Raw genomic sequence first — 6000 nt, forward strand, 5'->3', positions numbered from 1 at the left:
GCTGTGCTGTCTTCTTGGGATCTCGCATCCCAGCGGTTGACCCTTCTGGATCAAAGCTCACCCGCGTTGTCGGATGACCCAGTACGTCGTAGGAGCGCACCTGGGCGCGATGGGGCTGTCCCGGTAACGCTGTCGCGCCCGGGTGCGCTCCTACGGAATTAGGGCGATGACGGTGTGCTTTCGACTCAGCTGATCGTGCCTACCAGCTTCAGGCGTTTGTCTTCCGGCACTTCGCTATACGCCAGCACCGACAGGCTGGGGACGCTGTGGCGGACCAGGCGGGCCAGGGCGGCGCGGACCGTGCCGGGCACCAGGACCACGGCCGGTTCGTTGCGGGCTTCCTGCTTGCCGACGCAATCGGCCAGGCTCTGGTGCAGGCGCTCGGCCAGACCGGGCTCCAGCGCCACACCGTTACCGTGGGTGGATTCCTGCAACACGCGCTCCAGCTGCGGGGCCAGCGTGAATACCGGCAGTTCGGCGGACATGCCGGCGATCTCCTGCACGATGAAGCGGCCCAGCGAGGTACGTACCGCGGCGGTGAGCGTGGCCGGGTCCTGGCTCTGCGGGGCGTGCTCGACCAGCGCTTCGACGATCTTGCGCAGCTGACGCACCGGGATCCGCTCGATCAGCAGGTTCTGCAGCACGCGCACCACCACCGACAGCGGTAGCGCCTTCGGGGTGAGGTCTTCCACCATCTTTGGCGCGGTCTTGGCCAGGGTGGCCAGCAACTGCTGCACTTCTTCGTGGCCGAGCAGTTCCGGGGCGTGTTCGCGGATCAGGTGCGACAGATGCGTGGCCACCACGGTAGCCGGGTCGACCACGGTGTAGCCCATCGATTCGGCGTAGGAGCGCTGATGCGGCTGAATCCAGGTGGCATCCAGGCCGAACGCCGGATCCTTGCCGGGAATGCCGTCCAGCTGGCCGAGCGCACCGCCCGGGTCCAGCGCCAGCTCGCGGTCGGGATAGATCTCGGCGGTCGCCACCGGCACGCCATGCACCAGCAGGCGATAGGCATTGGCCGACAGTTCCAGGTTGTCGCGGATATGCACCGGCGGCACCAGGAAACCGATGTCCTGGGTGAGCTTGCGGCGCACGCCCTTGATGCGCGCCATCAATTCGCCGCCCTGGTGCTTGTCCACCAGCGGGATCAGCCGGTAGCCCACTTCCAGGCCCAGCGGGTCGATCGGGCGCAGTTCGTCCCAGCTCAGTTCGGCGCTGGCCTGCGCGGTGGCGGCTGCGGCGGCGGCCTTGGGGTCGCTGGCGGGGTCGCCGGTCGGGGCGACCACCAGGCTGCGCTTGTACATTTTCCAGGCGATCACGCCCAGGATCAGGCCGAGCGTCAAAAACGCGACGTTCGGCATGCCCGGCACCAGGCCGACCAGGCCCAGGATGGCGGCGGCCACCGCGAGTGCGCGGTGCTGGCCGAACACCTGGCTGATCATGGCGCCGCGCATGTCCTGCGCCCGCGAGGCGCGGGTCACCAGCAAGGCGACCGAAGACGACACCAGCAGGGCCGGCAGCTGCGCCACCAGACCGTCGCCGATCGACAGTAGGGTGTAGGTGGACGCGGCATCCACAAAGCTCATGTCGTGCTGGAACATGCCCACCGCCATGCCGCCGATGAGGTTGATGAACAGGATCATGATGGCGGCGATGGCGTCGCCGCGGATGAACTTGTTGGCACCGTCCATTGCGCCGTAGAAGTCGGCTTCTTCGCGGACTTCTTCGCGGCGGGCCTTGGCCTCCTCACGCGTCAGCAAACCGGCGTTGAGGTCGGCATCGATGGCCATCTGCTTGCCGGGCATGGCGTCCAGGATGAAGCGGGCGGTCACTTCCGACACGCGCCCGGCACCCTTGGTGATGACCACGAAGTTGATGATGGTCAGGATCGCGAACACCACGATACCCACGGCGTAGTTGCCGCCGATCACGAACTGGCCGAAGGCCTCGATGACCTTGCCGGCTGCGGCGTGGCCGTCCTGGCCGTTGATCAGGATCACGCGGCTGGAGGCGACGTTCAGCGCCAGCCGCAGCATCGTGGTCATCAGCAGCACGATCGGGAAAATGGTGAATTCCAGCGGGCGCTGCACGTAGATCACCGCCAGCAGCACCATCAGCGAGATGGCGATGTTGAAGGTGAACAGCGCATCCAGCACCGGTGCGGCCAGCGGCACCATCAGCATGGCCAGCATGGCCATCAGCGCCAGCGGGGCGCCCAGGCCGTTGCGCAGCAACTCCATGACGCGACGGGCATTCAGCGGGGTGGGTTGGGCGCTCATGCGCTGGCTCCCTTGCCGAACTCATCCACGTCCAGCGAGGGCAATTCCGGCATCGGGCCGCCGTTCCAGCCGCGTAACTGGTAGACGTAGGAGAGCACCTGGGCCACGACCGAATAGAGTCTCACGGGAATTTCCTTGCCGATTTGAGCTTCCCTATACAAGGCGCGTGCCAAAGGCGGTGCGGTGACGATCGCCACCCGGTGTTGTTCGCAGGCTTCGCGGATGCGGAAGGCCATTTCGTCCACGCCTTTGGCCACCACGATCGGGGCGCGCATCTTGCCGCCTTCGTACTTGAGCGCCACCGCGTAGTGGGTCGGGTTCATCAGCACCACGTCGGCCTTGGGCACCGCTTCCATCATCTGGCGCTGCGACATCTGCATCTGCATCTGGCGGATGCGGCCCTTCACTTCGGGGCTGCCCTCGCTCTCTTTCATCTCGCGCTTGATCTCTTCGCGCGTCATCTTGAGCTTCCGCATCCAGTTCCACTTCTGGTACGGCGCGTCGATGGCGGCCAGCAGCACCAGCGCGCCGGCGGTGTAGAACAGCAGGCTCTTGGTGAAATGCAGGCCGTTGCTGATGGCCTGTTCCAGCGGCTGGTTCACCAGCGAGCGCAGGCCGTGCAGGTTCTTGGAGATGCACAGCCAGGCCGCCAGACCGACGAACAGCAGGCGCAGGATCGACTTGACCAGCTCGGCCAGGCTGTTGCTGCCCCACATGCGCTTGATCCCGCTGGCCGGGTTGAGCTTGGTGAGGTCGGGCATGATGGCCTTGCTGGAAAAATGCAGGCCGCTCATCAGCAGCGGGCCGGCCAGCCCGGCCAGCAGGCAGATGCCGATCAGCGGCAGCATCACCCACAGCAGCTGCATCAGCAGGTCGCCGAAGTGGCCGAATAGCGCCATCGGGTTCTCGCGCATCCTCGGGTCGGGGCTGAGCGCGGTCTTCATCCACACCGCCGCGCCATCGCCGATGCCGCCGGCCAGTGCCATCAACCCGAACACGCCAGCGCCGAACACCGCCGCGGTGGACAACTCCCGCGATTGCGGGATGTTGCCCTGCTCACGCGCTTCGCGCAGGCGTTTTTCGGTGGGAAGCTCTGTACGCTCGCCGCCGTCGTCGGACTCGGACATGAAGGTGCCGGTGGGGGATCAGCCTGGTCTCATGCAAGCGGCGTTCCAGTTTCGGAGCGGGAATCGGGATTGGGGAATCGAAAAAAGCAGTGGCCGCGCGTTGAGCTGCTGGAGGGGTGTGGCGACGGTGAGGGGCGAGGGCAGCCCGTCGGTCTACAAAAGCGCGGCTAACAAAACTGCGTGACGTCGCTCTAGTGCAGGCCGGCTGATCTGCTACTTGGCTACAGTGTCCTTGCTTGCCCACTATCGCAGGACACGCTGCAAGTACGTCCATGTAAGAGCGGCTAACAAAACGTAGCGAGCAGTCGTCAGGTGGATGTGGACGGCGCGAAGGAACCGGAGTGTACGGGTGGTACATGCCGATTCCGAGCACCGGCCGCGCCCGCCTGGCGGTGAGCACAGTAGTTTTGTTAGCTGCTCCAAGCTCCTTGGTGGCATCCATGCCGCCAAGGGTCCCGCGACGGTGAGCGGGCAAGGACCAGTCACGCTAGTCGTTGTGCAGAGCTTTCACCACGTAACCAGCAACGGTCTGGCGCAGTGCCTTCTATTCTTCAAAGTCACCAGCCGGCTGTCTGGCCCGGTGTCCTCGCCGCTTGCGGGACCGTTGGCGGCATGGATGCCGCCATCGAGCCCCCAGGGACGGGTTCACGGCGTGTCCCGCGAGCGGCGAGGGCACCGCGCACTCGACCTACTCGGCGCTTGGCCTGGGCCTGTGACCGCAGGATGCGGCCGACAACGCCACTGCGCTCACTGCCCGGCAAACGCTCGCTACGTGCTGTCAGACGCTCCACGTCCAGGCTGGTGCTCGGCCTGGCTGGGAGTCGTTGAGCATGAGGGCTGGGCCGGGAGTCGTTCGACGTCGTTTGTTGCTCAGCTGGCCAGGCGGCGCGGGCCGTCGCGTTGGGCGACGACCACTGCGATGAAGCGGTCGGCTTCCATCGGCCGGCCCAGCAGATAGCCCTGCAGCTGGTCGCAGCCCAGCCGTTCCAGGGTGTTGCGCTGGGCGGCGGTTTCCACGCCTTCGGCCACCACCTGCAAGCGCATGGTGTGAGCTAACGCCACGACGGCGGCGACGATGGCGATGTCTTCGGCGCCGCTGTCCATGGCCTGCACGAAGCTGCGGTCGATCTTGAGCTCGTGCGCGGGCAGCTTGCGCAGGTAGAGCAGGTTGGAATAGCCGGTGCCGAAATCGTCGATGGCAATGCGCACGCCCAGTGCATTGAGCTGGCCAAGCGTGCGCAGGCAGGCCTCGGCATCGCGCATGGCCATGGTTTCGGTGATTTCCAGGGTGAGCTGGCCGGGGGCGATCGCATGCTCGGCCAGGGTGGTGGCTACTTCGTCGAGCAGGCTGGGCGAGGCGAGCTGGGTGGCCGACAGGTTCACCGCCACCCGCCAGTCGCCGTGGCCGTCGTCGCGCCACGCGCGCATCTGCCGGCACGCCTGCTGCAGCACCCAGCTGCCGAGCGGGCCGATCATGCCGCTGCGTTCGGCCAGCGGAATGAAGCTGTCCGGCGGCACCAGGCCACGTTCTGGATGCTGCCAGCGGATCAGCGCCTCGGCGCCGATCGGGCGGCCGTCGTCGGCGCAGTATTTGGGCTGGTAGTGCAGCACGAACTGGCCCGATTCCAGCGCGCGCGGCAGATCCTGCAGCAGTTGCAGGCGCTCGCGGGTGGTGTCGGTCATCGCGCGCTCGAAGAAGCGGTAGCGATTGCGCCCGGCCTGCTTGGCATGCCCCATCGCCGCATCGGCGTGCGTCATCAGCTGGTGCTCGCTGCCGGCATCTTCTGGATACAGCGCAATCCCGATGCTGCTGCTCAGGCGCAGCTCTTGATCGCCGACCAGAAACGGCACCGCCAACGCCTGCACCAGATACCCGGCGATGGCCGCCGCGTCTTCCGGGTCGGCGATATCGGCCACCAGCACGAATTCGTCCGCGCCCAGCCGCGCCAGGCTGCCGTGCGCACGCCGATGCGCGCTCAGGCGTTCGGCCACCACCACCAGCAATTGATCGCCGACCCGATGGCCGTAGCCGTCGTTGACCACCTTGAAGCCGTCCAGGTTGATCAGCATCACCGCAAAGCGCTGCCCATCGCGTTGCGCGCGCTCGATGTTCTGCAGCACGTGCTCGTGCAGCAGCACCCTGTTGGGCAGGCGGGTGAGCGGGTCGTGCAGGGCGGCCAGCGCCAGATCGGCGTTGGCCTGCGCCAGCGATTGCGCCAGCACTTCGGTGTGCTGCTGATGGCGGCGCGACAGCACCGAGATCACAAGCGCCAGGATCAGCAGGCCCAACGTGACCGCCACCACCACCGCGGTCAGCCACGACAACGGCAGGTGCGCTCCGGCGGCTGCGCCGCAGATGCTGCCAGGTGCGAATTGTGCGGCAGCCATGCCGGTGTAATGCATGCCGACGATCGCCACGCCCATGATCAAGGCGGCAATCATGCGCAGGCTGTAGCGGCGGCCATCGTGGCGCAACCGGAATGCGATCCACAGCGCGGCGGCAGACGCACCGATGGCGATCGCCACCGACAGCGCGAACAGCGCCGGGTCATAGGTAATGGCAGGCGACATGCGCAGCGCGCTCATGCCGATGT

General features: G+C 66.5%; 3 protein-coding genes, 1 other RNA gene and 1 pseudogene. 1 reads left to right on the plus strand and 4 read right to left on the minus strand.

The annotated features are described in order from the left end of the window. Positions 1–185: 185 nt before the first annotated feature. The 3 genes from flhA to ABQU90_RS16840 all read right to left on the minus strand — a co-directional run bounded on the left by flhA (position 186) and on the right by ABQU90_RS16840 (position 3764). Positions 186–2279 (minus strand): flagellar biosynthesis protein FlhA, encoded by a 2094-nt coding sequence (gene flhA, locus ABQU90_RS16830; protein ID WP_055854540.1) that lies wholly within the window; start codon positions 2277–2279, stop codon positions 186–188. After that, positions 2276–3406: a flagellar biosynthesis protein FlhB gene (flhB, locus tag ABQU90_RS16835; protein WP_055854538.1), complete on the minus strand. Its 1131-nt coding sequence runs from the start codon at positions 3404–3406 to the stop codon at positions 2276–2278. Before flhB ends, flhA begins: the two co-directional genes overlap by 4 nt. Positions 3407–3688: 282 nt before the next feature. Next, positions 3689–3764: non-coding RNA, sX9 sRNA (locus tag ABQU90_RS16840), on the minus strand. Between the two features lie 78 nt (positions 3765–3842). Here ABQU90_RS16840 and ABQU90_RS16845 point away from each other — a divergent pair. Next, a pseudogene (locus tag ABQU90_RS16845) lies at positions 3843–4094 on the plus strand (hypothetical protein); the annotation flags it as partial. Positions 4095–4276: 182 nt separating this feature from the next. Here the strand turns inward: ABQU90_RS16845 and ABQU90_RS16850 are convergent. Beyond that, positions 4277–6000 (minus strand): putative bifunctional diguanylate cyclase/phosphodiesterase (locus ABQU90_RS16850; RefSeq protein WP_349783479.1); only part of this gene is annotated, 1724 nt, incomplete at its 5' end.

This window comes from Xanthomonas sp. WHRI 10207, from assembly GCF_040202975.1.
Classification (GTDB): domain Bacteria; phylum Pseudomonadota; class Gammaproteobacteria; order Xanthomonadales; family Xanthomonadaceae; genus Xanthomonas.

Excerpts from the sequence above, each read along its gene's own strand:
- flhA (WP_055854540.1), bottom strand. The coding sequence starts at position 2,279 with ATGAGCGCCCAACCCACCCCGCTGAATGCCCGTCGCGTCATGGAGTTG.
- flhB (WP_055854538.1), bottom strand. The coding sequence starts at position 3,406 with ATGTCCGAGTCCGACGACGGCGGCGAGCGTACAGAGCTTCCCACCGAA.